Here is a 4,095-nt window from a genome sequence, read left to right as displayed (position 1 = left end):
TCGTCCACGTCGCGGGCGCGGTCGGCGCGGAGGTCCTGCGCCCGGCCGCCGACGCCGGCGCCGTGGTCGTGGCGGCCCACCCGGCCATGACCTTCACCGGCGGATCGGCCGACGTCGACCGCATGGAGGGCTGTTCGTGGGCCCTGACCGCGCCGGACGAGGTCGGCCTCGTGGTGGGCCAGATGCTGGTCATGGAGACAGGCGGTCTGCCCGTCACGGTCGCCGAATCCCACCGCGCCCTGTACCACGCGGCCCTCGCCCACGGGGCGAACCACCTGGTCACTCTCGTCAACGACGCGGCCGAGGCGCTCGCGGCCTCGTTCTCCGTCCTGCCCGGCGGGGCCGTCGAGGGTGATCCCGACGGCATGCTCGGTGCGGACGCCGAGGCGCTCGCCCGCCGGACGCTCGAGCCGCTGCTGCGGGCGGCCCTCGACAACGTCCTGGCGTCCGGCGACTCCGCGCTGACGGGGCCCGTGATGCGCGGCGACGCCGTCACCGTGTCCCGCCACCTCGACGCCCTCGAAGACGTCGACGGCGGTATCGCCACCGGGTACCGGGCGCTCGCCCAGCGCACCGCCGACCGCGTGGGCGCCGGCCCCGACGTGACCGACCTGTTGGCCCCCGACCTCACGGAGCAGCTTCGATGACCTCCACGACGTACCCGGTGCGCACCGCGGTGCCCGGCCGTCCCGCCACCGGCTACAACCGCGGTGAGCTGACCGTCCACCACGACCCGGCCACCCTGAGCACCGTCACCGAGTCCCTGCGCAAGGTCGGCAGGCAGGTCACGTTCGTGCCCACCATGGGGGCGCTCCACGAGGGTCACCTCGCGTTGGTCGAGGCCGCCCGCCGGACCCCCGGTTCGGTCGTGGTCGTATCGATCTTCGTCAACCCGCTGCAGTTCGGTCCCGGCGAGGACCTCGACGCCTACCCGCGGACGCTGGACGAGGACGTCGCCCGCCTCGCCGATGCCGGCGTCGAGCTGGTCTTCGCGCCCAGCGCCGCCGCCATGTACCCCGAGGGTCCGCGGACGACACTGCAGCCGGGACCGACGGGTGAGATCCTCGACGGCGCGGCCCGCCCCGGCCACTTCGCCGGGATGCTCACCGTGGTGAACAAGCTGTTCAACATCGTCCGACCGCACCAGGCGTTCTTCGGCGAGAAGGACTACCAGCAGCTCGTGCTCATCCGCCAGATGGTCGCGGACCTCGACATGGACGTCCGCATCGTCGGAGTGCCCACCGTCCGCGAGTCCGACGGCCTGGCCATGAGCTCCCGCAACCGCTACCTCTCCGACGACGAGCGGGAACTCGCCACTGTTCTCAACGCCGCCCTGGTCGCCGGGACGTTCGCGGCGAAGGGCGGACGGCAGGCCGTCGTCGACGCCGCCCGCGCGGTCCTGAGCGAACGCCCCCAGATCTCCGTGGACTACCTCGAGCTGCGGGGAGCCGACCTCGGCGAACCGCCTGAGGAGGGCCCCGGCCGACTTCTCGTCGCGGCCCGTATCGGGACCACCAGACTCATCGACAACGTCGGCGTGGCCATCGGCACCGGCTTCCTCGCGGCAGCCGAGGCCACCGTCGCCGCCCAGCAGGCCGAAATGGCCGAAGACCTGAAGGAAGGCCTGTAGATGCAGCGCACCATGCTCCACTCCAAGATCCACCGTGCCACCGTCACCCAGGCCGACCTGCACTACGTCGGCTCCTGCACGATCGACGCCGACCTCATGGACGCCGCCGACCTGCTCGAGGGCCAGCAGATCGACATCGTCGACATCGACAACGGCAGCCGCCTGACCACCTACGCCATCACCGGTGAGCGCGGCTCGGGGGTCATCAGCATCAACGGCGCCGCCGCGCATCTCGTCCACCCCGGCGACCTGGTCATCATCATCGCCTACGCCCAGATGGACGACGCCGAGGCCCGCGCGTACAAGCCCCGCGTCGTGTTCGTCGACGGCGAGAACCGCATGCTCACCGAGGGCACCGACCCGGCGGACGTCCCCGAGGGTTCGGGCCTGAAGAACCCGCGCGTGCCCGAGCCGGCCGCCGTCTAACCCGGCACGGACAGGACATGCTGCTCACCGTCGACGTCGGTAACACGCACATCCGACTCGGCGTCTTCCACCCCGGCGGCGGCCCGCTCGAGCGCACCTGGAGCATGCGCACCTCCCCGGCGGTGACGTCCGACGAGCTCGCCCTGACGATCCGCGGACTACTGGGGGACTGCGCTCAGCAGCTCACCGGCATCGCCGCGATGTCCGTGGTCCCGTCGGTCACGGGCGAACTCCGGAGGATGGCCGCCGACTACTGGCCGCAGCTGCCGGCCGTCGTCGTCGCGCCCGGGGTGAAGACCGGGGTGCCGCTCAAGGTCGACAACCCGCGGGAGGTGGGCTCTGACCGCGTGGTCAACGCGCTGGCCGCCCACCACCTGTTCGACGGGCCCGTCGTCGTCGTCGACGTCGACACGGCGACCACCGTCGACGCGGTCTCCGCGCGCGGCGAGCTGCTCGGTGGGGCGATCGCGCCGGGCATCGACATCTCCGTCGACGCCCTCGCCGACCGCACGGCCCTCCTACGCAAGATCGAGGTCGTGCGGCCACGCGGAGCGCTGGGCAAGAACACCGTCGCCGCGCTACAGGCGGGGATCGTGATCGGGTTCGCCGGCCAGATCGACGCCCTCGTCGACCGCCTGCGCACCGACGTCGACGAGCTGGCCGACGCGTCGGTCGTGCTCACCGGGCTGCGCGCGGACGTCGTCGCCGAGGAGTCGCGGACCATCACCGACGTCGAGCCCGAGCTGGCGCTCGAGGGGCTGCGGCTGGTGTTCGACCGCAACTGCTGACCTCCCGGTCGTCCGAACCCGGCAGCGACCCCGTCAGGCCGCGGAGCGGTAGCTGGTCATGGACACCGAGCCCCACGCGTAGCCCTTGCTGAAGGCGTCGAGCGTCTCGCCGGTCCCGGCGGCCATCCCGGCCGTGTACAGCAGGGGCAGGAAGTGGTCGGCTGTCGGCACGGACGCCTGCGCGTCCGGATGCTCGAGCAGCGCGAGGGCGTCCTCGGGCCGCGAGGTGAGCAGCTCCTGGGCGTGGTCGTCGAAGCGGTGCGCCCAGTCGGTGCCGGCGTTGCCGCGGGACGGATCGACCGCGCCGAGGTTGTGCACGACGTTGCCGCTGGCCAGGACCAGCACGCCGGAGTCGCGGAGCGCGGCGAGCTTGGTGCCCAGGTCGAAGTGGTAGCTCGCCGGCTTGGTGGCGTCGACCGACAGTTGGGCGACCGGGACGTCGGCGTCGGGGAAGACGTGCGCGAGCACCGACCACGTCCCGTGGTCGAGGCCCCACGAGTCCAGGTCGGCGCCCACCCAGGTCGGCTTGACGACCTCGGCCACCTCGGCCGCGAGCTCGGGAGCGCCGGCGGCGGGGTACTCGAACTCGTTGAGCTCGCGGGGGAAGCCGAAGAAGTCGTGGATGGTGCGTGGTGAGCTCATCGCGGTGACGGCCGTGGCGTTGATGTACCAGTGCGCCGAGACGGCCAACACCGCCCGGGGGCGCTCGGGGAGCGAGTCGCCGAGCGCGGCCCAGTGGCGGGTCCACTCGTTGACCTCGAGGGCGTTGAGGGGGACACCGTGGCCGATGAAGACTGCGGGCTGGCGGGCGGGTGAGGGGGTCATCGCTTCTCCTTCGATCTTCATACATGATGTATCAACTACCCCTGTCGACGCCACCGGCTCCACCCGTACGCGCCTCCGCCCTTGCGGTAGATAGACCGGTCTGTCTACTATTGCCGTCATGAACGCGCGACGAATGCCCCCGGCCGGTCCGGCGCCATCCGTGCGGGTTCAGCACTGGTGTTCCCGGCCGGCAGCCCCTCAGCCAGTCCCACGCCGACACCCCTCCCGGGAGCACCAGATGACGTCATCCGTTCGGACCTCCACCGACACCACCCCCGCCCGCTCCGCCGCCACCGGCGACACGGTCCTCACCGCCGCCGAGTACCCCGCCGCCGTGCGGGCGGGCGCGCTGGTCGTGGACATCCGCTCCCGCGCCCAGCGCGAGCGTCAGGGCGTCCTCGCCGGCGCGATCGCCGTCGAGGCCCG

Annotated in this window: 5 protein-coding genes and 1 pseudogene; 5 read left to right on the top strand and 1 reads right to left on the bottom strand. The window is 72.1% G+C overall.

The annotated features are described in order from the left end of the window. The 4 genes from G6030_RS00920 to G6030_RS00905 all read left to right on the top strand — a co-directional run. A partial coding sequence (locus G6030_RS00920; RefSeq protein WP_182641901.1) for a DUF2520 domain-containing protein occupies positions 1–647 on the top strand: 647 nt, incomplete at its 5' end. Beyond that, positions 644–1,630 carry a pantoate--beta-alanine ligase gene (panC, locus tag G6030_RS00915; RefSeq protein WP_182641900.1) on the top strand — a complete coding sequence of 329 codons (987 nt, stop codon included), beginning with the start codon at positions 644–646 and terminating at the stop codon, positions 1,628–1,630. The genes G6030_RS00920 and panC, both read left to right, overlap by 4 nt. Next, positions 1,631–2,056, top strand: a complete 426-nt coding sequence (gene panD, locus G6030_RS00910; protein WP_007630228.1) for an aspartate 1-decarboxylase — start codon at positions 1,631–1,633, stop codon at positions 2,054–2,056. 17 nt (positions 2,057–2,073) lie between these two features. Next, positions 2,074–2,844 carry a type III pantothenate kinase gene (locus G6030_RS00905; RefSeq protein ID WP_182641899.1) on the top strand — a complete coding sequence of 257 codons (771 nt, stop codon included), beginning with the start codon at positions 2,074–2,076 and terminating at the stop codon, positions 2,842–2,844. 33 nt (positions 2,845–2,877) lie between these two features. Here the strand turns inward: G6030_RS00905 and ygiD are convergent, their stop codons facing one another. Continuing rightward, positions 2,878–3,669: a 4,5-DOPA dioxygenase extradiol gene (gene ygiD, locus G6030_RS00900; RefSeq protein ID WP_182641898.1), complete on the bottom strand. Its 792-nt coding sequence runs from the start codon at positions 3,667–3,669 to the stop codon at positions 2,878–2,880. 238 nt (positions 3,670–3,907) lie between these two features. On the opposite strand from ygiD, the pseudogene G6030_RS00895 reads away from it, so the two are divergent. Then, a pseudogene (locus G6030_RS00895) lies at positions 3,908–4,095 on the top strand (rhodanese-like domain-containing protein); the annotation flags it as partial.

Source organism: Dietzia sp. E1 (assembly GCF_014145015.1).
Taxonomy (GTDB): Bacteria; Actinomycetota; Actinomycetes; order Mycobacteriales; family Mycobacteriaceae; genus Dietzia; species Dietzia cinnamea_A.
This window is presented reverse-complemented; position numbering and strand designations above follow the sequence as displayed.